At 63.4% G+C, this 21,748-nt stretch carries 19 protein-coding genes; 1 reads left to right on the forward strand and 18 read right to left on the reverse strand.

Annotation, left to right across the window (positions count from 1 at the left end):
- Positions 1-16 precede the first annotated feature (16 nt).
- The 14 genes from E8F06_RS03075 to E8F06_RS03140 are packed head-to-tail and all read right to left on the reverse strand — an operon-like array spanning position 17 to position 12,820.
- A complete protein-coding gene (locus E8F06_RS03075) occupies positions 17-1,063 on the reverse strand; it encodes a tetratricopeptide repeat protein (RefSeq protein ID WP_280364070.1) in 1,047 nt (348 codons plus the stop codon).
- A 1-nt stretch (position 1,064) separates the two neighbouring features.
- Complete coding sequence (locus E8F06_RS03080; protein ID WP_280364072.1) at positions 1,065-2,033, reverse strand: type II secretion system F family protein; 969 nt, start codon at positions 2,031-2,033, stop codon at positions 1,065-1,067.
- 28 nt (positions 2,034-2,061) lie between these two features.
- Positions 2,062-3,048, reverse strand: a complete 987-nt coding sequence (locus tag E8F06_RS03085) for a type II secretion system F family protein (protein WP_280364075.1) — start codon at positions 3,046-3,048, stop codon at positions 2,062-2,064.
- A 4-nt stretch (positions 3,049-3,052) separates the two neighbouring features.
- Positions 3,053-4,483, reverse strand: a complete 1,431-nt coding sequence (locus E8F06_RS03090) for a CpaF family protein (protein ID WP_280364078.1) — start codon at positions 4,481-4,483, stop codon at positions 3,053-3,055.
- 3 nt (positions 4,484-4,486) lie between these two features.
- Positions 4,487-5,704 carry an AAA family ATPase gene (locus E8F06_RS03095; protein WP_280364080.1) on the reverse strand — a complete coding sequence of 406 codons (1,218 nt, stop codon included), beginning with the start codon at positions 5,702-5,704 and terminating at the stop codon, positions 4,487-4,489.
- Positions 5,698-6,201 carry a pilus assembly protein gene (locus E8F06_RS03100; RefSeq protein ID WP_280364082.1) on the reverse strand — a complete coding sequence of 168 codons (504 nt, stop codon included), beginning with the start codon at positions 6,199-6,201 and terminating at the stop codon, positions 5,698-5,700. Before E8F06_RS03100 ends, E8F06_RS03095 begins: the two co-directional genes overlap by 7 nt.
- Positions 6,201-6,677, reverse strand: coding sequence for a TadE/TadG family type IV pilus assembly protein (locus tag E8F06_RS03105; RefSeq protein ID WP_280364084.1), 477 nt, complete (start codon positions 6,675-6,677; stop codon positions 6,201-6,203). The genes E8F06_RS03100 and E8F06_RS03105 overlap by 1 nt, the downstream gene beginning before the upstream one ends.
- Before the next feature lie 8 nt (positions 6,678-6,685).
- On the reverse strand, positions 6,686-8,032 hold the full coding sequence (locus E8F06_RS03110) for a Tad domain-containing protein (protein WP_280364087.1): 1,347 nt from the start codon (positions 8,030-8,032) through the stop codon (positions 6,686-6,688).
- Positions 8,033-8,076: 44 nt separating this feature from the next.
- Complete coding sequence (locus E8F06_RS03115; protein WP_280364089.1) at positions 8,077-8,352, reverse strand: hypothetical protein; 276 nt, start codon at positions 8,350-8,352, stop codon at positions 8,077-8,079.
- A gap of 15 nt (positions 8,353-8,367) precedes the next feature.
- The gene (locus E8F06_RS03120) at positions 8,368-9,870 is read right to left on the reverse strand and encodes a type II and III secretion system protein family protein (RefSeq protein ID WP_280364091.1); all 1,503 of its coding nucleotides are present in this window, start codon (positions 9,868-9,870) and stop codon (positions 8,368-8,370) included.
- Between the two features lie 51 nt (positions 9,871-9,921).
- On the reverse strand, positions 9,922-10,731 hold the full coding sequence (gene cpaB / locus E8F06_RS03125) for a Flp pilus assembly protein CpaB (RefSeq protein WP_280364092.1): 810 nt from the start codon (positions 10,729-10,731) through the stop codon (positions 9,922-9,924).
- 12 nt (positions 10,732-10,743) lie between these two features.
- Positions 10,744-12,066: an AAA family ATPase gene (locus E8F06_RS03130; protein ID WP_280364094.1), complete on the reverse strand. Its 1,323-nt coding sequence runs from the start codon at positions 12,064-12,066 to the stop codon at positions 10,744-10,746.
- 15 nt (positions 12,067-12,081) lie between these two features.
- The gene (locus E8F06_RS03135) at positions 12,082-12,600 is read right to left on the reverse strand and encodes a prepilin peptidase (protein WP_280364097.1); all 519 of its coding nucleotides are present in this window, start codon (positions 12,598-12,600) and stop codon (positions 12,082-12,084) included.
- 25 nt (positions 12,601-12,625) lie between these two features.
- Complete coding sequence (locus E8F06_RS03140; protein ID WP_280364099.1) at positions 12,626-12,820, reverse strand: Flp family type IVb pilin; 195 nt, start codon at positions 12,818-12,820, stop codon at positions 12,626-12,628.
- 372 nt (positions 12,821-13,192) lie between these two features.
- On the opposite strand from E8F06_RS03140, the gene E8F06_RS03145 reads away from it, so the two are divergent.
- Positions 13,193-14,050 carry an AraC family transcriptional regulator gene (locus E8F06_RS03145; protein ID WP_280364101.1) on the forward strand — a complete coding sequence of 286 codons (858 nt, stop codon included), beginning with the start codon at positions 13,193-13,195 and terminating at the stop codon, positions 14,048-14,050.
- 3 nt (positions 14,051-14,053) lie between these two features.
- On the opposite strand, the gene ligA is transcribed toward E8F06_RS03145, so the two are convergent.
- The 4 genes from ligA to E8F06_RS03165 all read right to left on the reverse strand — a co-directional run bounded on the left by ligA (position 14,054) and on the right by E8F06_RS03165 (position 21,711).
- On the reverse strand, positions 14,054-16,429 hold the full coding sequence (ligA, locus tag E8F06_RS03150; protein ID WP_280364104.1) for an NAD-dependent DNA ligase LigA: 2,376 nt from the start codon (positions 16,427-16,429) through the stop codon (positions 14,054-14,056).
- Positions 16,430-16,497: 68 nt separating this feature from the next.
- Entirely contained in the window at positions 16,498-17,313 is an 816-nt protein-coding gene (gene zipA / locus E8F06_RS03155) for a cell division protein ZipA (RefSeq protein ID WP_280364106.1), read from the reverse strand.
- Between the two features lie 236 nt (positions 17,314-17,549).
- Entirely contained in the window at positions 17,550-21,038 is a 3,489-nt protein-coding gene (gene smc, locus E8F06_RS03160) for a chromosome segregation protein SMC (protein WP_280364108.1), read from the reverse strand.
- Positions 21,039-21,051: 13 nt separating this feature from the next.
- Positions 21,052-21,711: a GntR family transcriptional regulator gene (locus E8F06_RS03165; protein ID WP_280364110.1), complete on the reverse strand. Its 660-nt coding sequence runs from the start codon at positions 21,709-21,711 to the stop codon at positions 21,052-21,054.
- Positions 21,712-21,748 lie beyond the last annotated feature (37 nt).

The raw sequence follows: 21,748 nt of genomic DNA on the forward strand, positions 1-21,748 counted from the left end.
TTTCCATCATCCCGGTCTACGGTAATGCGACCGGGCGTACCTCCGCTCCCGGAATCACTGCCACCGGTTCCCCCACCGATGTGGCGCCCCCCATGCCGCGCAGGCGGCGAATCTGCTGGACCCGATTGAGATTTTCCCAGGCTGTTTCGTAGTGCGCCGGCGACTGGTCGATGGCGCTGCGGAAGAATTGCTCCGCCTCATCCAGCTTGCCTTCCACCAGACAGATGTAGCCGACGTCGTTGCTCGCCTCGGCAGGCTTCTCCACCTGCTCGAACGCCGAAATCGCTTCCTCGTAACGCCCCATCCGCGCCAGCAGCAGGCCGTAGTTGCGCCACAACGGGTGGTAGGCAGGATCGAAGCTGATGCCCTGCTTGTACGTGCGTTCGGCCTGGTCCCAGTTGCCGGCCAGGTAATAGGAATAGCCGAGGCTGTTCTGCACCAGCGTCGAGCGGGGGTCGATCTTCATCGCGAGAAGGTAGTAAGCCTGGGAAATGGAGAAGTTCTCCTTCAGGTCCGCCAGCACACCCAGCCCGTTGTAGACCCGCAAGGGGGACTTGCTGTCCACCTTCAGCCTGGCCACATCACCCAGCGCCACCTTCGGAGTACCTCCCAGCCGGCGCTGATCTTCGCCAATTGCCTGGAGCAGGAACGCCTCGGCCTGGTCATGGCGGCGGATACCGAGGTTGAGCAGGCCCATCTCGGCCAGCGCGTCGATATTGTCCGGGTCGTTACCCAGCACATCGGTGAACGCCATTTCGGCCAACTGGGTGTTGCCCCGCTCCCGATGGATGCGCCCCACCCAAACCAGGGCGTCATAGCGATTGGGGTCGAGTTCGATGGCGCGCAGGTACTGGTACAGCGCCTGGTCCGTATCGCCAGCCTGGTAGGAATGGGCCGCCATTTGCATGGCCAGCTCGGGAGTGTTGATCTGGCTTTGCACCTGATAGAGCACGGAATTGTCGCCCCGGTAGACGGACTGGAAACCGCCGGCCTTTTCAGGCCCCATGTTCTGGCATCCCGACAGCACGGCCATCATGGCCAACAGCAGACTGGTTCTGTTCATGTCATCGCATCCCGAAGGCTCTGAGAACCCCAATTACTGCGGGGCCGATGGCCACCAGGAAAAAGCTTGGCCATAGGCAAAAGATTAGCGGGAACACCAGTTTGGTCCCGATCTTGGCGGCCCGCTCCTCCGCTGCCTGGGTACGCCGGTCGCGAAACTCATCGGCGTAGATGCGCAAGGTATCCGCCACACTGGTACCAAAGCGGATGCTCTGCGAAAGCAGACTCACAAGTCCGTGCAGATCCTCCAGCCCGGTGCGATCCGCCAGGTGCTTGAGGGCCTGCGCACTCGGGATGCCCGCACGTATCTCCGCATTGACCAGCGCCAGCTCTTCAGCCAGCTCCGACTGGCTCACCGCCATCTCATCGGCCACCCGTTCGATGGCCTGGGGCAGCGCCAACCCCGACTCCACACAGACCACCATCAGATCCAGGGCATCGGGAAAGGCCGTCCGCAGTCGACCTATGCGCGCTTCCTTGCGATGTTCCACCAGGATTGCCGGTATCAGCCAACCTAGCGCCACCGCCGACACCGCCACCAGCAGTACCAGGCTCACAGAGAGCTTGGGCAGCATCGGCAATACCATGACGGCCACCGCAAGGGTCAGCAGCGGCAACAGCAGGCGCACAGCCCAGTAGACCTGTACCGCCGATGCCGAACGGTAGCCGGCATGGGACAGCAACTGGCGGGTTGCGGAAGCCTTACGCTCCTCCCCTGGCATTAGGTGGCTCCCTACCTGCTCCAGTATCAGTTGCAGGTTGCTCACCGGGCGCTGCCCCGCAACGATGGCGTCGTGACCGCGCTTGATCAGCGCAAGTCGCCGCTGCACCGGACTCTGCAGGCCCATTGCAAGCATGCCGAATGTGATCACGGCCAGCATCGCGCTCAGTGCCACCGCCGCCAGGAACACCAGCCGCGCCATCTGCGGGTCGCCCACCAAACCATTGATCAATCCGAGCACGTAGTCCATGGAATGCGCCTCCTCGTCGACGACATCATCAGACCTGGATCCGAATGATCCGGCGAATCCAGAAAATGCCCACGATCATGGCGACGAAGGCATAAATGATCATCTGCTGTCCCAATGGGTCGTTAAGCAGAACCGGCATGTATTGCGGCGTTGTGAGCATGATTCCCGCCGCCAGTACAAAGGGCACTGCCACCAGCACCCACGCCGAGATCCGTCCTTCCGCCGACAGCGTCTTGACCTTGCGTTGGAAACGGAAGCGTCCCCGAATCAGGCGGCTCAAGCGCTCCAATACCTCGGTCAGGTTGCCACCGGACTCGCGGTGGATCAGGACAGAGGTCACCAGCATCATCACCGTCATGCTCGGCATCCTCTCCAGCAGGCCCAGCATGGCCCGGCGCACGTCATTGCCGTAGTTCATGTCGGCGAAGGTCAGACCGAACTCCTCGGCTACCGGGCCTTTGTGCTCTTCCGCCACCAGACGCAGGGTTTCGTTGAACGGGTGCCCAGCACGCAGCGCGCGACACATGGCATCCAGCGCATCGGGCAGACCGTCTTCGAAGGCAGCGAAGCGGGCATTACGGTCGCTGGCGATCTTCAGCAGCGGCATAAAGAACGCCAGCACGCCGAAAACCAACGCCAGCCACCAGAGTTTGAACAGTAGCCAGGCGCCAGCGCCCACAACCAGCGCGACGGTCAGGCAAATCCACGCTACCCGGTATGCCCGGTATTCATGTCCGGACTGCTCGATCATCTGCGCCAGTCGCTCCATCAACGGCAGTTGTTCCAGCCTGGCCTCCATAGGCGAGAGGCGCTTGAGGTACTTCTGCCTCAGCACCGTCTGCATGTTCGGCACGTTACTGGCGTGTTCCAGGATGTCGAGGCGTGCACGAATGCGACGACGTACCTTGCTGGCTTCGCCAAACACCGGCACCACTAGCCCCTGGCTGAGCAGGAACACGGCGACGAAAACCATTCCAAGGAAGGCGAGGATGAACTCGGCAGGTATTTGGTTCATGGTCTTAGGCCTCCATCCATTCCGGACGGAAGAGGTTCAGCGGCAACTCTATGCCTCGCTTGGCCAGCACATCGCGGAAGTTCGGGACCATGCCGCTGGGGCGGAACTCACCAAGCACCTCACCGTGTTCACTAATACCCCGGCGGTCGAAGGCGAAGATTTCGGTCATGGTGATGATCTCGCCCTCCATGCCATTTATTTCCTGCACGCTGACCAGCCGACGCTTGCCGTCTTCCTGTCGCTCCAACTGGATGACGACATCGATGGCCGAAGCAATCTGCTGACGCAGGGCTTTGATCGGGAAAGTGGCGCCGGTCATAGACACCATGTTCTCGATTCGACCAAGGGCGTCACGCGCCGTGTTGGCGTGGATGGTGGTGAGCGAACCGTCGTGGCCGGTATTCATTGCTGTCAGCATGTCCAGCGCCTCGGCGCCACGGACTTCGCCGATGACGATACGGTCCGGGCGCATGCGCAAGCTGTTACGCACCAGTTCACGCTGGTTCACCTCTCCGCGCCCTTCGATGTTCGCCGGTCGGGTTTCCAGACGGACCACATGCGGCTGCTGCAGTTGCAACTCGGCGGAGTCTTCGATCGTAACGATGCGTTCGTTGTGGGGGATGAAGCTGGACAGCACGTTGAGCATGGTGGTCTTACCGGTGCCGGTGCCGCCGGAAACCAGCACGTTGAGACGGCCGCGCACGATGGCTTTCAGTACTAGCGCGATGGCCGGGGTCAGGGTACCCATCTGGACCAGGCTTTCGGTGTTCAGCAGATCCACGGCGAAGCGGCGTATCGACAGGCTTGGCCCGTCGATGGCCAGGGGCGGGATGATGGCGTTGACCCGCGAGCCATCTTTCAGGCGAGCGTCCACCAGGGGTGAGGATTCGTCGATGCGCCGGCCCAGGCTGGACACGATACGGTCGATGATGTTCAGCAGATGCTGGTCATCGCGAAAACGCACGTCTGTGCGCTGCAGCTTGCCGTGGCGCTCCACGTACACCGAGCCGTGGCCATTGACCAGGATGTCGGACACGCTATGGTCCGCCAGCAAAGGCTCCAGGGGTCCTAGGCCGAGGACTTCATCAGTGATCTGCTTGATGATCAATTGACGGCAGCCCGAACTTACCGGCGCTTGGTGCTCATCCAGCAGGCGCGAACAAATTTCACGGATCTGCCGCGCAGCCTCGGTCGGCTCAAGGGCGTCCAGTAGGGATAGATCCATCACCTTGAGCAATTGCTCATAGGTACGCTCGCGCCAGTCGGCTTCCACCGAGCTCAGGTGAGTACGAGTTTCATAGGGTTGGTCCGGCGCACAGATCTCCCAGGCCATCAGGTTGGCGCCCTCTTCGTCTTCCTCTCCCCCTTGAGGCTGATTGGCGCTGGATTTTTTGGCTGAGGGCTGGCGCAGCCTGCTGCGGAAATCGCTGAACATGATCTACCCCCTGAAGAGTCGGCCGAAGGTACGTTTCAACAGACCCTGGCTGGCACTCTCCGCCCCCGCCAAGTCCTCGCACAGAGCGTTCAACGCCAAGGTCACTGGCGCTCGCGGCGAGTGCAGCGCCAGAGGCACTCCGGTGTTCTGGCTTTCACTGACAACGGCGTAGTCGTTGGGCAGTTTCTGCACGTCCGAACAGCGCAAGGTTTCGGCGATATCCTTGAGGGTCACCGGCGAAGCCTTGTTGTAGCGGTTGACCACCACCTGCAGGCGATTGCCCTGCAGGCCAAGATCGTCTCGCAGGATGCGCACCAGGCGATTGGCGTCTTTGAGGTGACTGAGGCTCTGCTGCACAACGATCAGCACCCGGTCCGCTTGCTCCAAAGTGACGCCGGTGAGGTGATCAATTTGCCGCGGCAAGTCCACCACCACCCAGTCGTAGGTGCTGCGGGACAGCCGCAGCAACGCCTCCAACTGTTCCAGCCGCACGTCCTGGGCCAGGCAAAGCTCATCGGATCGGCCACCAAGCACATGGAGAGTCGGACTGAAATGGCTGCAGAAACCGCGCAGGGCCATGCCATCCAGTTCCTCTACCTGCTGCAGCACGTCCAAGTGACTGTGCCCGGGGTGGACATCCAGGTAATGTGCAGCGCTACCGAATTGAAGGTCCAGGTCCAGCAGCAAAGTACCTGCACCACGACTGCTGAGCTGGTGCGCCAGATTGCAAGCCAACAGGGTGGCGCCGGAGCCCCCCTTGGCGTTGATCACCGCCAGCACCTGGCCACCGCCGGTTGGTCCGGCGCTGGACTCCTGGACCAGTCGGCAGAGCGCTGCGCGCAGGTCTTCCTCAGTGACCGGCTCGGGCAGGAAGTCGCGGGCGCCGGCCTGCATCGCCAGACGCATACCCTCGCGTTCATCCAAGGGGCCGCAAACCAGCAATGGCGGACGGTCGTGAACCGGCCGCTGGAGCAGCGCCGCCAATTCCTCGCGCCACAGGTGGCTAACCCGCAGCAGCAGAAGGTCGGGCTTTTGCTCCAGGCCGTAAAGCGGGTCCGTATGGCCGTTGGTGACCAATCGGGTACTCACCACTAGCCCCGACAGGCGCTGGCAATATCCCTGCAGGTGGCGCAGCGCCGCAGCGTCGCGACTGCTGATGAGCAGGCGCTGACCCGACTTTCCATTGCCCTGGACGGGCGCAGTTTCTCTGGTCTTCAGCATGGTGTAATCCCCGGGGCGACGCCAACCTCGGCATGGCGGCCAAGGCTTTCGCGCGGCATGGTCGACCTGAACACCGGTAGCGTGAAGCTGCCGCCGAAACCAGGGATCAGGAAGTCGAAATTGAAGTTCTGCACGCGCAGCTCTACGTAGCGGATAGCCCGGAAGCCATTGGCCCCGACGAGATCGTTGGGACTGGCGACGGTTGCACCGTTCTGGTCCAGATAGACGAGGCTGAGATCCGCCGTATCCAGGCTATTGATCAGGCTGCTGGCACCGCTGTCGGTTGCCGCGTTGAAGATGGCCCGGCGCAAGACCACCGGATCGCTGATATCACACACTGCGGCCAGGCGAGCGCCACGCCGCACGGTCTCATTCAAGGCATTCACGGTGAACAGCAGGCGCCCCATTTCCAGCACAGAGAAAAGTACGAAGAAAAGTACTAGCCCAACTAGAGCGAACTCCACCGTGTAGAGCCCGCGCATCCGCCTGGCGTTCATCACAGAGCCCTCATCACAGTGGTGGATACCAGCGGGAAGTCCAACCTGATCGCACGCCCGACCAAGAGCGGAAGACCACTACCAATCAGGGGCTGGAAGGTGTAGCTGATGCTCACCTGTACATGGTTGGTGGTGCCGGCCACAGCGGTAACCTGCACATTGGCGGCACTCAGCCCAGGCACCACCGGCTGCATCCCCGAACGCACCACCGGCGAGCCGTAGACGACCAGGTTCTGGGTCTCCGTACGCAGGGCAGAGGTGACATCCACCCGCCCCAGGGTGTGGTTGTAGGAATTGGCTGCGACGTAGCGCACGGCATCGCGGTTGGCCTGCAGCAGGCTGTTGTACTGGAACAGCATGCGGCCAAACTCGGCAACGGCGAACAGCAGCAACAGCAGCAGTGGCACGGCAACGGCGAACTCCACCATGGCTGCACCGCACTGGCCACGCGCCCCTCTGCAAGCATGAAGTCCCATGGCGCCTCCTACGAGTCGCTGCTCGGCGTGCGGCTGTCGTCGGTATAGGTCTTGTACAGTTGGATGATCTGCGGGCCGAATTCAGTGGCCGGAGTGGGCCCCGGCAGGTCGTCGCCCTCGCACTCGCGAACGAACTGGCCAAGCAACCAGGCACTGCCGCCCTGCTGATCCATGGGCTGGAGCACGAAGAAGCAAGCGAAGCCCAGCACGGGTACCGACGCGGTCCCGCCATCGGTGCCGCTACAGCGGCCGATCACGATTTTCAGCATGCGGCGCTCGAACACACCACCGCTCCGGCAACCCGAAGCCGAGGGATTGCCGATGCAGGCTGCGGTGCGGGTCCGCCAATCGTTGTAATCGAATAGTGCGGTACCACCAGCAGTCGTGAGGTTGCCGCTGGTATCGTTGCTAACCAACCCACCACCGCTACCGAGGTAGTTAACCTCACCGGTGTCCAGGTTGGGTTCCAGGGCACCCTTGCCATTGCCGAGCTTCTCGTAGTCGACCACCAGGTCCGGCGGATAGCTGCTCTCGGAAAGTCCACCACCTTGGTACTCGCCGAAACGGGTGTTAAGCCCTTGCACAGAGGGCCCCACGGTATTTCCAGGCTTGGTGGCGACGTTCTCGCCGATGTTCGGGCAGACGGTACCGCCACCGGCCAGCAAGTCCCGCACCGTATTGCCGCCATTGCCGAAGTCCAATAGCTGGAAGTTGCCCGGGCCAATGCCTGAGGTGTTGTTCTTGGCGGTTTTCAGCACCTCCAGATCGCCTAGGCGATATCCCCAGTAGAGTCCGTTCGCCGGGTCATGCTGGCCAGCACCTGTGTCGCCGCAGACCATCAATGGCGCCAGGTCACAGGGGCTGGTGGGACTTGGTCCCGCCGTGGCGATAGCGGCTACTGCCTTACCTGTTCCGACGCCACCAATGAACTCTAGGGCTCCCCAGAGAATGCCGGTCAGCGGGTATCGGGGAACTGATACCCGCACATACCGCGGACTGCTTCCCACTGGACCGGCGACGGTAAAGGGACCATAGACGCTGGCCGACTGGGTAACCACGACGAAACCAGTGTTGGCGGATAGTGCCGTGGCCAGTTCACGATTGCCCGCAGCAGCGGCATTGAGCGCCAGGGTCTGCAGCGCCGCCTCCCGCGCTAGCCTTGCGGCGTCCGGCGATCCCTGAACCTGACTGAGGGTCTTGGCGCCGCTGAGGGCGGCGGCATCCACCGCATTTTGTAGGCGGGTCTTGTTCACCAGCAGGTGGCCACCGTCCAGCGCCAGGGCGGCTATGGCCACCAGGGCGAGCATCGCGACCGCCAACAGCGCCATGACCGAACCCCGTTCGCGCCGGGGCATGGCGCATGGTCTTCCAGGGACTCTCGGGCTCATGGCTGCCGGCCTCACTCGTTTCCGATGTTGATCTCGATGGGCTGGCCGACCTGCGAGGCATTGCCCTTGGTGCCGCGATAACCGTCCATGACCTGTTCGGTCAGGGCACCATCCATGCCGGCAGGCGACACCCCGGTGCCGGGATTGGCAGCGCGCTGCTTGTCGGCAATCTGCTGGTAGCTGGTCTGGTAGACGCTGTACCCGAGGGTGCCGACGCGACCTTCTTCATAGTCCATGACGCAACCGCCACAGAGCGCCAGCATGCAGACGGGAATGATCGTTTTCATGTGCAAAGTCTCCGGCTACTTGAGGTCATGGCCGAAACGGCCTTCGCTGACGCCAAGGCTGACGGGCACCGGCCGGCCGGCCTCGCGCCCCTTGGTCTTGCCGAGCAGATAGAAATCCTGGTCGCTGGGCTCGACGAACTTCTCGGTAGGCAGGCGCACGGTCCTGGCATCCACCGGCTTGGCCAGGTGCGGCGTAACCAGGATCACCAATTCGGTTTCGCCGTTGATGAACTGCTGGCTGCGGAACAGGTGCCCAAGTACCGGAACATCGCCCAGGCCCGGGAAGCGGCTGACGAAGTCGCGGGTGTTCTCGCTGATCAAGCCGGCGATGGCGATGGTCTGGCCGTTACCGAGTTCCACGGTGGATTGCGCGCTGCGCTTGGTCAGCGAAGGGATGACCTGGGCGACGCCGTCACCCAGCACACTGTCCAAGCCGGTATCCAGCACCAGGGAGTTAGCGTTGGAAATCTCGCTCACCGAGACATTGAGATTCAGGTTGATGCGCCCTTCATCCAGTACCACCGGAAGGAATTTCACCCCGACACCGAACTCCTTGAATTCGATGGTGATGCCCTCGTCCTCGGTGATCGGAACCGGGAACTCACCGCCCGAGATGAACTCAGCCTGCTGCCCGCTCAGCGTGGTCAGGGTGGGTTCGGCCAGCACTTTGGCCGAACCATTATCCTTGGCAGCTTCGAGGACGACGTTAAAGAGGAAGTCATCCGACAGGAACTGGCCGAAAAAGCCCTTGCCATTGCCAAGCAAGGAAGTCGGGTTGACCAAGCCGTCCGCGTCGAATCCCAGCCGCTGGCCGTTGTTGAAGCCCCCCGTGGTCCAGTTGCCGTTCCTGCTCAAGGCATTGAAACGGACGTCCAGGCTCTTGAGCAGGTTGCGTTGCATCTCGGCCACCTTGACCTCCAGCATCACCTGCTGGGTTCCGCCAACGGTGAGCAGGTTGATCACCTCCAGCGATTGCGCCGGGGCCTGCTTCGCCTGCTCGCCCTCCCCCTGCACGATGCTGGAAGTCTGGGCGGAGTAGGACTTGGCTACCTTCACCGCTGTATCCATCACTGAGGCGTTGCTGACCTGGCCACGCAGCACCAGCGAACCCTGGGCGCTGAATACCTCGATGCGCTCATTGGGCATCAGTTGGTGCAGCTTTTCCTTGAGGCCGGCAAGATCGTGCACCACATCCAGTTCGAGGCTGTCGATCAGGCGATTGTTGTTGTCCCACAAGAGCACGTTGGTGCTGCCCAGGGAGCGACCGAGCAGGTAGAGCTGGTTGGGCGTTGTCATGAGGATGTCGGCGATCTCCGGGTTGCCCACCGAGATGCGCTTGACCGCCGCGCGGGTGGTCAGGACGCGCGCCTTGTAGATGGGAACCTGGATGTGGCCGTTGTTTTGCGCGGACATCCCCACCACCGCTCCCGAGGGCTGCGCCGCAGGCACGGGAGCCGGCTGTACCGTCCAGGCCAGCAGCAGTACTGCCAGGGCCCCTAGTTTGCGAATGCCTTGCATATCCCTCTCCTCCTCTGACTGGCCGCAACTGCACCGGCCCGCTGGGCTCGGCTAGAACTGCGCCTTCGCCACTTTCACTTCAGTGCCACGGATGATGATCACGCCGCTGGGACCTTCCATCCGGCGCACCACGGGACGAGGTGCGACCGGTACAGCCGGTTTGGCCGGCGCGGGTTTGGCCGCTGCAACGGCCTCGGTCTTCTTGCGATCGTCCAGGGGGTTGCGCAGGGCAAGCTGCAGGCGACCTTCGCTCATGGCCTTGACCAGCACTTCGGCCTCCTTGGGCGTCATTTCCAGGGTCACGGCGCGCACCACCACGGGCTGGGTCTTGTCGGTGCTGGCGGTCTGATCCACGGCCAGCACCCTCAGGTCCTGAAGGATGGTCTTGGACTCGCTGTCGTTGCTGGAACCACCTACCTGTCGGGTGGCCAGTACGTCGACACGGTTACCCGGCAGCAGGAAACCACCGACACCCACCACGTCATCGACCCGTACCGATATCGCGCGCTTGTCCGCCTCGATCAGCGAAGCGAGGGTACTGCCGCCCAAGTGTTCGGCCACCCGCGCACTGCGCAGGATGTCGCCACGCAGCATGGGGAAGGTGGCGATCTTGCCCACCGCCTTGTCGGTCGCGTCCAGGGCGTCGTCGGGTACGGTGCCCTTGGGCATGCGTACCAGGGTCACCTGCTGAGCCTCGATCATCTGCCCGAAGGGAATTTCCACCGTGGCCACCACCACCGCCTGGAGGTTGTCTTCCGGACTGGCGTTGAGCTTGGCGCTCAGCCAGTTGTTGGCCATCCAGGCAGCCCCCAGCCCCAGCAGCAGGGACAGGGCAATCAGGGAGAAGGTGCGTGCGCTCATGTCGGTTTCTCCTCAGCCAAGGAAATCCAGCTGGACGAAGTAGTTGTGCCAGGCCCATTCCAGGTCCTGCGGCGACAGGGGGCCCGAGCCGTCGAGGTAACGCTGGCGGTCCAGCGCCATGCCCAGCAGGTCCCGTGGGTGGCAGGGCACCAGCGGCATGCCCTGGCGCTCGTAGAGCCCCTGAAGCACGTAGCGCAGCAGAATGGGATCGAAGGGAATACCCAGCCGCTCGGTCTCCTGGCGCCAGATGCGTTCGAACTCCTGGGGCTGCAGGTAGTTGAAGTGCAGCTTGTAGCCAATGCGCCGGAGGAAGGCTTCGTCGGCCAGCTCCAGCGGATTGAGGTTGGTGGAGAACACCAGGATCAGGTCGAAGGGCAGCTCGCAGTGGCGCCCACCGCCCAGGTTGAGGAAGTCGCGTTTCTCTTCCATGGGCACGATCCAGCGATTCAGCAGCTCGGCCGGCGCCATGCGCTGGCGGCCCATATCGTCAATGATGAACAGGCCGTTGCTAGCCTTCAGTTGAAGCGGTGCCTGATACAGCCGGCTGAAAGCGTCGTAGCGGATGTCCAGCTGCTCCATGCTCAGCTCGCCACCGGTGATCAGGATCGGTCGCTTGCAGCAGAGCAGACGACGGTCGATGCCTTCGTCCAGCAGCAGCCGGTTGGGCTGCTCGCCATCGTCCAGGCGCTGGTGCACCTGAGGGTCGTAGATCTCTACCACCGCCTCGTTGATGGCGATGGCGTACGGTACCCAGATGGCCTCGTCAAACAACCGGATCAGGCGACTGCTGATGTAGGTCTTACCGGTGCCGGCCGGGCCGTAGATCATGATGGCGCGGCCGGAGTTCATTGCCACGCCGAGCTGGTCCAGCATGTCGTCGGCTAGCACTACGCCCTGAAAGGCGCTGCGCATGTCACGCACGGTGATACGGCCATGGTGGATGGTCTGGAGCTTGAGCAGCGAACGGTAGGTGCCCACCGGGAAAGGCGCGGCGCCAATGTAGCCGCTGCGCGCCAGGGCATCCCGGGCGGCGCTGCGGCCTCGCTCGGTGAGGCCATAGCGCAGGGCTTGGCCACCCGACTGGCCCAGCACTTCTATACGACCGTCCCTGCGCAGGAATGTGAGGACTTCCTCCAACACCGCGCCGGTCAGTGCCAGACGCTCCACCAGGTGCGGCAGGTCCAGGACACCTGCGTCGTGAAGATGTTTGCAGACCAGGTCGCCGAGGAAGTTCTCCGCCAGGCCGGTCTCACGGATATTGCGCGGCGGCGGCGCGAGTCGCTGCACCGACTCGCGTTCGCTGGGGTAAGCTCCACTTTCGCTGACGGCGTACATTATCGAACTCCCGTTCTACTGGCCGAACGGCTGCCAAAAAACACTGGCCAGCGTTCCGAACAACACGGCAATCGCGAAGGGGAATGGCTTGCCGGCCACCTCGCCGGCATCCGGCGCGACGTAGGTCTGCAACCGGAACATCAGCCAGTAACGGCCCAGGGTCTTCGGCAGTTGGCCACGCACCAGCACCAGCGTCAGACCACAGAGCCCCCCCGCCATAAGGCTGAAAGCGGCAGCCCAGGTCGTATCCAGGGGAGACAGGAAGGTACCAGCCATGGCCATCAGCTTGACGTCACCTGCTGCCATGCCGCCCAGGGCATACAACGGGAGAAAGGCCGCCAGGCCAATCATCATGCCCAGGACGCTAAGTCCAAGGCCGAGCGCCCCCTGGGAATAGATCTGTCCGGTGATACCCAGTCCGATCCCCAACAGCACCAGGAGATTGGGGATGCGGTGACGGGCCAGGTCGACCATCACCGCAAGGCCCAGAAGCCCCAGCAACAAGGGAATGGAGGCGAGATGCTCGATGGCCATTTCCAGCCTTCCTGCTCCGGGCGAACTAGCAGTTAGCGCCGCCGCCGACGGCGTTGCACACCGCATTCATCCTGGTTTCCACATTGGTGCCAAGAGCTGTGAAGGTTGCGGCCACCACGGCCGTGATCAGCCCACCGGCTACGGCGTACTCGACGATGGTCAGGCCGTCTTCGTCTTTCAGGAACTTCATCACCGAAGTCTTGATCGCTTCAAAAGTCATTTCGCCCACCTCACTCTCAGTTGTTTCCACAAGTCCGGCGACGCTCTTCGCCCCGCCTGAGTCCACCCTAGATTTCCCCAAAAGTGGGGGGTTAGGAGTTTTTTGCGGATCCCTAGGACTTTCTTGCGCGCCGTCGACAAGCAACGGGCAAATCGCTCAAGCCCAGCAAGGGCGCGGCTTACAGAGGGGTGACTGGTCGGGTGACGAACGGTAGGGACGGCTTGGAAGCCGCGAAAAATGGGGCACCCACTTTTGGGTAGAACGGTGTTGTTGGACGTTGCGGGGGCTTATAGGGATTGGTTCTTTGAGGTAATGGCACACTGACAATACTGCACCTCGGGGAACCACAATAATTTGGCGCAGGGTTAGAACATGCAGTCGAACTCCGCCGTAGAACCCGTTCTGCTCTGGCTCGACCTGACGCGTGACAGGTCGACGGGCAAGCTCATGGAGCAATTCCGGGGGCGGTGTGAATGCCGGTTGGCCAGCGGCCGGGACGCGCCGGGAAGGGAGCATCTGCGCCAGATCGACATGATCTGCATCCATTTCGACCGCCCCGATGTAGGCGGACTCAACCTGCTGCTGGATATCAAGCGCAGCTACCCGTCCATCCCCATCAGCATGTTCACCATCCAGCACTCCGAGGAACTGGCGATCTGGGCAATGCGCGCACGGGTCTGGGAGTTCGTGGTACTGCCCCTGGATACCGAGGAGCAAAGTCGCTACCTGGACAGCCTGCAACGGCTCAGCGAAGTACGCCGCGCCGTCACCAGCCTGGGCCGCAAGCCACTGCTGGACCGCAATCCACCTATGCCGGACAGCATCCGCCTGACCGCTGGCCACCAGAAGCACAAGGCGATCTGCAAGGTGATGCCCTACATCGAGCAGCATTTCTGCGACAGCGTGGACCAGAAGGAACTGGCCCAGCAGTGCGGCATGACCCCCTTCCGCTTCAGCCGCCTGTTCAAGGAGGTGAACGGCGTCGGTTTCATGGAATACATCCTTGGCAAGCGCATGGACTTCGCCAAGCAGCTGCTGGAGAACAGCCAGATGCCGGTCACCAGCATCGGCTACGAGGCCGGTTTCAAGGACCCGTCCTACTTCGCCCGCGCCTTCAAGCAGTTAGTCGGCTGCAGCCCCAGCGAGTATCGCCAGGGCTGTCGCTCGGACACGGCGCCAATGCCATCCGCCGTCGAAACCGACGAAGCGGTGCTGGGCATCGGCGCCTAGGCCTCAGCCCAGTCGCGCAAGTTCGGCGAGGAACTGCTCCTCGTCCAGCACCCGGACACCCAGCTCATTGGCCTTGGCCAACTTGGAACCCGCACCCGGACCGGCCACCACGCAGTGCGTGCGCGCCGATACCGAACCCGCCACCTTGGCGCCCAGGGCTTCCAGCTTCTCCTTGGCCACTTCCCGGCTCATGACTTCCAGGGTGCCGGTGAGTACCCAGGTCTGTCCGGCCAGCGGCAGGCCCTCCACGGCCTGCTTCTCGCTCTCCCAGTGCATGCCGAACGCGCGCAGCTGGGTTTCGATGGCCTGGGCGCGCTGGAGGTTCTCTTCCACTACGAAGAACTCGCGCAGGGCCTGCTTGGCCTTCTCGTTCAAGCCCTTCATGGTGCTCAGGTCCAGCCAGTCGCGACTGAGGGCGATCAGGCCGTCCAGGTTGCCGGCCCGTTCCGCCAGGTTCTTCGCGCCGGTGGCGGCAATACCGGAAACGTTGAGCTTGTCGATAAAGCCGGCGAAGGTCGCGCAAGCCGCGAACTCAGGGCTCAGGCCACTCTCCTCCTGCAACTCGACGCCGCGTGCCAGGAGGTCACCGATCACCTTCTGGTTGTGCCCATCGGCGAAGAAGGCATGGATCTCGTGGGCCACTTCCAGGCCCACGTCCGGCAGGTAGGTAAGCACGTCCGGCAGGGCCTGCTGGATGCGCTCCAGGGAACCCAGGGCGCGCGCCAGTAGCTTGGCGGTTTCCTCGCCCACGTCGGGAATGCCCAGGGCATAGATGAAACGCGCCAGCGCCGGCTTGCGGCTGTCGGCGATGGCGCCCAGCAGATTGCGGGTGGACAGGTCGGCGAAGCCTTCCAGTTCCACCACTTGCTCGTACTTGAGGGTGAAGAGATCGGCTGGCGAGGCCACCAGGCCGGTATCCACCAATTGCTCGACGATCTTGTCGCCCAGGCCTTCGATATCCAGCGCGCGACGGGAGGCGAAGTGGATGATCGCCTGCTTCAGCTGGGCGCCACAGGCCAGGCGCCCGACACAGCGATAGATGGCCCCTTCGGTCGTGGTTTCCTTGCCCTTGCCGCGCTTGATCAGCTGGGTGCGCTCCACGGCCGAGCCGCAGACCGGGCATTGCTCGGGAATGTGCACCGGACGCGCATCGGCCGGGCGACGCTCCAGCACCACCTGCATCACTTGCGGGATCACGTCGCCAGCGCGGCGGATGACCACCGTATCGCCAACCCTCAGGTCAAGGCGCGCCACCTCATCCATGTTGTGCAGGGTGGCGTTGGACACGGTGACGCCCGCAACCTGGACAGGCTTCAGACGGGCTACCGGGGTTACCGCGCCGGTCCGGCCCACCTGGAACTCCACGTCCAGTAGCTCGGTGAGTTCTTCCCGCGCCGGGAACTTGTGCGCCAGCGCCCAGCGCGGCTCGCGGGCGCGGAAGCCCAGCTCGCGTTGCCAGGCCAGGTTGTTGAGCTTGTAGACCACGCCATCGATTTCGTAGGCGAGGCCGTCGCGGCGCTCACCGATATCGCGGTAGTAGTCCAGGCAACCCTGGGATCCCTTGACCAGCTTCAGCTCGCGGCTGATGGGCAGGCCCCAGCCCTTGAGCGCCTGGAGGATGGCGAACTGGTTGTCCGGCAGCTCGCCTTCCACCCGACCGAAACCGTAGGTGCAGAATTCCAGCGGGCGGCTGGCGGTGATCTTCGCATCCAGCTGACGCAGACTTCCCGCCGCTGCGTTGCGAGGGTTGGCGAAGGTCTTGGCGCCCAGTTCCAGATTGCGGGCGTTGAGGGCATCAAAGCCGGCCTTGGACATGAACACCTCGCCACGCACTTCCAGCACGGCCGGCCAGCCTTCACCCTGCAGCTTCAGCGGCACGTTGCGGATGGTGCGCACGTTGCTGCTGATGTCCTCGCCTGTGGTGCCATCGCCACGGGTGGCTCCGCGCACCAGCACGCCGTTCTCGTACAGCAGGCTCACCGCCAGGCCGTCCAGTTTCGGCTCGCAGGTGTATTCCACTTCCGGACCATTGCCGAACAGGTCGCCGCCGGGCAGCAGCTCGCCCAGGCCCTCGCGCACACGGCGATCGAAGTCCTGCAGGTCCTGCTCTTCGAAGGCGTTGCCCAGGCTGAGCATGGGTACTTCGTGGCGCACTTCGCCGAACGCTGCCAGAGCCGCACCGCTGACCCGCTGGGTTGGCGATTCCGGGGTCACCAGCTCGGGGTGTTCGGCCTCCAGGGCCTGCAGCTCGCGGAACAGTCGGTCGTACTCGGCATCGGGCACGCTGGGCTCGTCCAGCACGTAGTAGCGGTAGTTGTGCGCATCCAGCTCGGCGCGCAGCGCGAGAATGCGTTCGGCGGCGGTTTGGGCATCGGTCATGGTTCAGGCTCGTTCTCTTGAAACAAAAAGAGCAGCCGGGGCTGCTCTTTCGTTGACTGGGCGCCGGATCAGCGCTTCTGGGTCATGTGCTTGCGCTCGAATTCGACGATGCGCTGGCGGTAATGCTCGATGGTCTGGGCAGTCATCACACTGCGCTGGTCATCCTTCAGCTCGCCGTTCAGTTCCTGGGACAGCTTGCGGGCGGCGGCGACCATCACATCGAAGGCCTGCTTTGGATGACGCGGGCCCGGCAGCCCGAGGAAGAAGCTCACGGCGCGGGTGCTGAAGTGGTCGATATCGTCCAGGTCGAAGGTGCCGGGCTTGACGCCGTTGGCCATGGAGAACAGCACTTCACCGTTACCGGCCATGCTTTCGTGGCGATGGAAGATGTCCATGGCGCCGAAGCGCAGGCCGCTTTCCAGAATGTTCTGCAGCAGGGCCGGGCCTTTGAAGCCGTCTTCATCGCGGGCGACGACGTTGATGACCAGGACTTCCTCGACCGGAACTTCCTGGGCCTGCACCTGCGGATGGACCTTGCCGTTCTTCTTGCCTTCATCGACCGGGTTGAGCAGGGTCGGCACCGGCTCGTCGAGGTTCAGGTCGCCCTGCTGCGGCTCGCCGCGGCGCTTGCCGGCTTCGCGAGCGCTGAGCGATGGCAGGTCTTCCTCGTCCAGGGATGGCTCCTGGTGCGAGCGGTCCTTGACCCGCGACGGGCCAAGCAGGTTTGGATCTTCATCGTCATCCGGGGCGTTGGAGAAGCTGCGATCCAGCTTGAACTTGAGTTTCCCCTTGCCGCCACTCATGCGGCGCCAGCCATCGAACAGAATGCCGGCGATTACGATGATGCCAATGACAATCAGCCACTCGCGCAGACCGATATCCATGTAGTCCTGTGTCCCCTAGTGAAAAAATGCAAACAGACAATGGTGAAGAAAGGACATCCCGTCCCCTGAAACGTGGCGCCCAACTCCATGTTCTGAATGGCGTTTTCCACGTGCGACAAAATTGGGCATAAAGCTAGCACGACAAGCCCAGCAGAGAAACCTCTGATAGAGGCTTACTCCAAAGCCAACGCGAATTTGATCCCCGGAGCTTTCCAGGGTTCACAAGTGGCCGACCACTAGGCCTCGACCATCGACATCGCCTCCTCCACATCCACCGCCACCAGACGCGAGCAGCCAGGCTCGTGCATGGTCACACCCATCAGCTGATCGGCCATTTCCATGGCGATCTTGTTGTGGGTGATATAGATGAACTGCACTTTCTCGGACATTTCCTTCACCAGTCGCGCATAACGACCGACGTTTGCGTCGTCCAGCGGCGCGTCCACCTCGTCCAGCATGCAGAACGGCGCCGGATTGAGCTGGAAGATGGCGAACACCAGGGCCAGCGCGGTAAGCGCCTTCTCGCCACCGGACAGCAGGTGAATGGTGCTGTTCTTCTTGCCCGGCGGCCGCGCCATGATGGCCACGCCGGTGTCCAGCAAGTCTTCGCCAGTCAGCTCCAGGTAGGCATGGCCACCGCCGAATACCTTCGGGAACAGCGCCTGGAGACCGGCGTTGATCTGGTCGAAGGTTTCCTTGAAGCGGTTACGGGTTTCCTTGTCGATCTTGCGGATGACGTTTTCCAGCGTCTCCAGGGCTTCCACCAGGTCGTCGTTCTGCGCATCCAGGTAGCGCTTGCGCTCCGATTGCTGCTGGTACTCGTCGATGGCCGCAAGGTTGATCGGCCCGAGGCGCTGGATACGCGCGGCAAGGCGTTCGAGCTCTTCTTCCCAGGCGCTTTCGCTGGCCTCGGCGGGAAGGGTGGCGAGTACGCCATGCAGGTCGTAGCCATCCTCGTGAAGCTGGTCCTGCAGGGTCTTGCGGCGGACCGTCAGGGCCTGCCATTCCAGGCGTTGCTGTTCCAGCTGGCCACGCAGCAGTTGAGCCTGCTGCTCGGCCTGGGTACGGCGTTTTTCGGCGTCGCGCAGTTCGCGGTCGGCATCTTCCAGGGCCAGCCGCGCCTGCTTGAGTTCTTCCTCCACGCCAAGGCGCTTCTCCAGCAGTTCTTCCAGCTTCAGGCGCAACTCTTCCAGCGGCGCGGCGCCCTCCTCCAGGTTCAGGCTGAGCTGCTCACGGCGCTCGTTGAGGCGCTCGAACTGCAGGGTCAGGCGCTCCAGGGCCTGGCGGGTGGAGTCGTGCTGCGCCGTCAGGGAGCCGACGCGAACCGCCAACTGGTGGGCATGGTCCTTGTGCTGGCGGGCTTCCTGGCGAATCCGGTCGAGGCGCTCACGCAGGCTGTCGCGCTCGGCGAGGAGCTTTTCGCGCTGCTCGGTATCGCTGGCCATGGCGTCCAGTGCGTCCTGCAGGGTCAGACGGGCCTCGCCCAACTGTTCATGCTCCAGGGCCCGCTGCTCGTCCAACTCGCGTAGTTCTTCTTCCAGGCGACGGCGGCGCAGGGCCAACTGCTCCACCTTCGCCTGCTGAGCGGACAGGCGGGCCTTGAGCTCGCCCAGGGCGCGGGATTCTTCCTGCAGCAGGCGGCGCTGCTGCTCACGGGATTCTTCCTGTTGACGCTGGTCGTCACGCAGCCGCTGCAGGAGTTCTTCCAGTTGCTCCAGGGCGGCTTCGCGCTCTTCGCGCTCGGCATGCAGGCGTTCCAGTTCCTGGCCACGGGCCAGCAGACCGCTCTCCGCTTCACTGGCACGGCGCACCCGCAGGAAATTGCGTCCTACCCAGTAGCCATCCCGGCTTATAAGGCTTTCGCCCTCACCCAGGCTGCCACGGCGGGCCAGGGCCTGGTCGAGGCTTTCCACGGGCTGGACCTTGGCCAGCCAGGGCGCCAGGTCCACTGGCGCCTCGACCTTGTCCAGCAGGCTACCCGGAACCCGCGCCCCGCCCTTGCCGGCACTGGCCAGGCGCAGTTCGCCCTGGCTGAAACCGGACAGGTCGAGGCCGTTGAATTCGTCCAGCAACACGGCCTGCAGATCAGCGCCGAGCACGGTTTCCACCGCCAGCTCCCAGCCCTGCTCCACGCGCAGGCCCTCAGCCAGGCGGGGGCGATCAGCCAGATTGTGCTCCCGCAGCCATTCGGCGGCGCCCTTGCCGGGGTTCAGCGCGGCCTGCTGAAGGGCCTCCAGCGAGGCGATGCGGCCGTTCAGGCGCTGCAGTTCGCCCTGAGCCTGCTGCTGGGCCTGGTTGGCCTGCTGCAGCTCTTCACGTAGTTGGTCCAGGCGCTCCGCCAGGCCCTGTTCGGCGGCCTGGAGCTCTTCCAGGCGCATGTCGCCAACAGCCAGTTCTTCGAGCATTTCCTGGATTGCGGCATCTTCCGGGTCTGCGGCCAGTTGGGCGCGCTCGTCATTGAGGCGACGCTGGCGCTCCAGCAGGCGCTCCAGGCTCTGCTCCAGCTGCTGGATGCGCGACTGCTGCACTTCGGCCTGGCGGCGCGGCTCGGCGCTGCACTGGTTGAAGCCATCCCACTGCTCCTGCCAGGCATGCATGCCGGTTTCCGCTTCCTCCAGCTGGGCAGCGGCCTCTTCGGCGGCGGCGGCACTCATTTCCTGCTCGGGGCCGAGCATCTCCAGCTCTTCGCTCAGGGTGGCGAGCAAGGTGCGGTCGTGGCCCAGGTGGGATTCGGTTTCCTGGCGGGCGCGTTCGGCCTCGCGCAGGTCGTCCTGCAACTGGCGCAGGCGCTGCTGGCCGTGCTGGATGCTCTGCTCCACCCGGGCGATATCACCGCCCACTGAATAGAAGCGGCCCTGCACCTGATTGAAGCGTTCGGACAGCTCGTGGTGTCCGTCGCGCAAACGTTCAATGCTGGCGTCGGCGTTGCGCTGCTCGGCCACCAGGGCCTCGAAGCTGACCTCCTGGTTGCCGATCACCGCCTCACGCTGGCCGACCTGGTCGTTCAACGCGCGCCACTTCAGGGCCGCGAGCTGGGCCTTGAGCTGACGCTCCTCGGCCTTGTACTCCTGGTACTTTTCGGCGGACTGGGCCTGGCGGTGCAGGCGTTCCAGTTGGCGCTCCAGTTCTTCGCGCAGGTCGGTCAGGCGCGCCAGGTTCTCCTGGGTGCGGCGGATGCGGCTCTCGGTCTCGCGGCGGCGCTCCTTGTACTTGGAGATGCCGGCGGCTTCCTCGATGAAGTTGCGCAGGTCCTCGGGCTTGGCCTCGATCAGTTTGGAGATCATCCCCTGCTCGATGATCGAGTAACTGCGCGGGCCCAGGCCGGTGCCGAGGAAGATATCGGTGATATCACGGCGCCGGCACTTTGTGCCGTTGAGGAAATAGGTGTTCTGGCCGTCGCGGCTGACACGGCGGCGAATGGAAATCTCGGCGAAGGCGGCGTACTCGCCCACCAGGGTGTTATCGGAGTTGTCGAAGATCAGCTCGATGCTGGCCTGAGCGACCGGTTTGCGGGTATTGGAGCCGTTGAAGATGACGTCGGTCATCGACTCGCCACGGAGGTTCTTCGCCGAACTCTCGCCCATTACCCAGCGAACGGCGTCGATGATGTTCGACTTGCCGCAACCATTGGGGCCGACCACGGCCGCCATGTTGCTGGGGAAGCTGACGGTGGTCGGGTCCACGAAGGACTTGAAGCCGGCCAGCTTGATGCACTTCAGCCGCATCGATGCGCTCCGTTCAACGCTCGGCCAGCGCCGCGAGCACCAGGTCGCAGTTCTGTTTGCCGTAGCCCAACAGCACTTCGCGAATCCTCGCCTGGTCGCGGGCGATCACCGCCAGCAGCAGGTCGTCGAACACAGCACCGAGGTTCTCCATCTGGCCGCGACGGCGCTCAAGGGCCATGTAGTAGGTGCGGGCGATGGCCGGCTGCAGGTTATCCAGGGTCTGCTGCAGGTAGGGGTTGTCGGCGAAGGGATAGGCCGTCTGCATGATGGCGAAGCTGGCCTCGACGAACGCCAGGATGTCTTCCCGCTGGCGCGCTTCGGCCAGGCGCTGCTGGATGGCGCGGAAGGGCAGGAGGTCGTCCTCGCTGCGCCAGTGCTCGGCAACGGCGTAGCCGAGCAGGATGTAAAGCTCCATCACCAGGGTATAGAGGCTGCGCACGTGCTGCTGGGTCAGCTCGGATACCTGGGCGCCACGGCGCGGCAGGATGGTGATCAGGTGGCGTCGTTCGAGGATCAGCAGCGCTTCGCGCACCGAGCCCCGGCTGACATTCATGGCCTGGGTGACTTTCTGTTCCTGGATGCGCTCACGCTCTTTCAACTCGCCGCGAATGATGCGCTCGGCGAGGTGCTGGGCAATCTGCTCGGAGAGGCTGTCCGGTGCCTTGAACGTCATGGTTTTCCTTCGAACTGGGGAACATTGTGCGCTGCGC

The sequence above is a fragment of the Pseudomonas sp. BN411 genome (assembly GCF_029871235.1).
Classification (GTDB): domain Bacteria; phylum Pseudomonadota; class Gammaproteobacteria; order Pseudomonadales; family Pseudomonadaceae; genus Metapseudomonas.

What these genes read in the sequence shown, in the direction of transcription:
- E8F06_RS03075 (WP_280364070.1), bottom strand. Translation starts at nt 1,063, where the DNA reads ATGAACAGAACCAGTCTGCTGTTGGCCATGATGGCCGTGCTGTCGGGA.
- E8F06_RS03080 (WP_280364072.1), bottom strand. Translation starts at nt 2,033, where the DNA reads ATGGACTACGTGCTCGGATTGATCAATGGTTTGGTGGGCGACCCGCAG.
- E8F06_RS03085 (WP_280364075.1), bottom strand. Translation starts at nt 3,048, where the DNA reads ATGAACCAAATACCTGCCGAGTTCATCCTCGCCTTCCTTGGAATGGTT.
- E8F06_RS03090 (WP_280364078.1), bottom strand. Translation starts at nt 4,483, where the DNA reads ATGTTCAGCGATTTCCGCAGCAGGCTGCGCCAGCCCTCAGCCAAAAAA.
- E8F06_RS03095 (WP_280364080.1), bottom strand. Translation starts at nt 5,704, where the DNA reads ATGCTGAAGACCAGAGAAACTGCGCCCGTCCAGGGCAATGGAAAGTCG.
- E8F06_RS03100 (WP_280364082.1), bottom strand. Translation starts at nt 6,201, where the DNA reads ATGAACGCCAGGCGGATGCGCGGGCTCTACACGGTGGAGTTCGCTCTA.
- E8F06_RS03105 (WP_280364084.1), bottom strand. Translation starts at nt 6,677, where the DNA reads ATGGGACTTCATGCTTGCAGAGGGGCGCGTGGCCAGTGCGGTGCAGCC.
- E8F06_RS03110 (WP_280364087.1), bottom strand. Translation starts at nt 8,032, where the DNA reads ATGCCCCGGCGCGAACGGGGTTCGGTCATGGCGCTGTTGGCGGTCGCG.
- E8F06_RS03115 (WP_280364089.1), bottom strand. Translation starts at nt 8,352, where the DNA reads ATGAAAACGATCATTCCCGTCTGCATGCTGGCGCTCTGTGGCGGTTGC.
- E8F06_RS03120 (WP_280364091.1), bottom strand. Translation starts at nt 9,870, where the DNA reads ATGCAAGGCATTCGCAAACTAGGGGCCCTGGCAGTACTGCTGCTGGCC.
- cpaB (WP_280364092.1), bottom strand. Translation starts at nt 10,731, where the DNA reads ATGAGCGCACGCACCTTCTCCCTGATTGCCCTGTCCCTGCTGCTGGGG.
- E8F06_RS03130 (WP_280364094.1), bottom strand. Translation starts at nt 12,066, where the DNA reads ATGTACGCCGTCAGCGAAAGTGGAGCTTACCCCAGCGAACGCGAGTCG.
- E8F06_RS03135 (WP_280364097.1), bottom strand. Translation starts at nt 12,600, where the DNA reads ATGGCCATCGAGCATCTCGCCTCCATTCCCTTGTTGCTGGGGCTTCTG.
- E8F06_RS03140 (WP_280364099.1), bottom strand. Translation starts at nt 12,820, where the DNA reads ATGACTTTTGAAGCGATCAAGACTTCGGTGATGAAGTTCCTGAAAGAC.
- E8F06_RS03145 (WP_280364101.1), top strand. Translation starts at nt 13,193, where the DNA reads ATGCAGTCGAACTCCGCCGTAGAACCCGTTCTGCTCTGGCTCGACCTG.
- ligA (WP_280364104.1), bottom strand. Translation starts at nt 16,429, where the DNA reads ATGACCGATGCCCAAACCGCCGCCGAACGCATTCTCGCGCTGCGCGCC.
- zipA (WP_280364106.1), bottom strand. Translation starts at nt 17,313, where the DNA reads ATGGATATCGGTCTGCGCGAGTGGCTGATTGTCATTGGCATCATCGTA.
- smc (WP_280364108.1), bottom strand. Translation starts at nt 21,038, where the DNA reads ATGCGGCTGAAGTGCATCAAGCTGGCCGGCTTCAAGTCCTTCGTGGAC.
- E8F06_RS03165 (WP_280364110.1), bottom strand. Translation starts at nt 21,711, where the DNA reads ATGACGTTCAAGGCACCGGACAGCCTCTCCGAGCAGATTGCCCAGCAC.